This is a genomic window from Psychrobacter sp. TB20-MNA-CIBAN-0197, from assembly GCF_040309765.1.
Taxonomy (GTDB): Bacteria; Pseudomonadota; Gammaproteobacteria; order Pseudomonadales; family Moraxellaceae; genus Psychrobacter; species Psychrobacter submarinus.
Genome location: NZ_JBEOPC010000453.1, coordinates 1 through 278, shown reverse-complemented (window position 1 = coordinate 278; position 278 = coordinate 1). Strand labels below are relative to the sequence as shown.

Sequence of the window (278 nt, the reverse complement as noted above, 5' to 3'; positions counted from 1 at the left end):
GAGTGGAGCCGGCCGATCCTCGAGCGCATGCCCGAAGTGCGCAAGGCCTTGAGCTTCCCGCTCGGCCACGGCGCGCTGGAACTGGCGACGCGCCGACGCATCGGCAAGTCCCTGCGCGGTCAGTACGATCAGGCGATCCTGCTGCCCAACTCGCTGAAATCGGCACTGGTGCCGTTTTTTGCCGGCATCCCGACACGCACTGGCTGGCGCGGCGAGTTCCGCTATGGCCTGCTCAACGACGTGCGCACTCTCGACAAGCAACGCTACCCGCTGATGAT

General features: G+C 65.8%; 1 protein-coding gene. It reads left to right on the top strand.

Annotated features, from left to right (window positions below):
* Window positions 1-278, top strand: a 278-nt coding sequence (gene waaF, locus AAEY83_RS14460) for a lipopolysaccharide heptosyltransferase II (RefSeq protein ID WP_351059933.1), incomplete at both ends; no start/stop codon positions are given.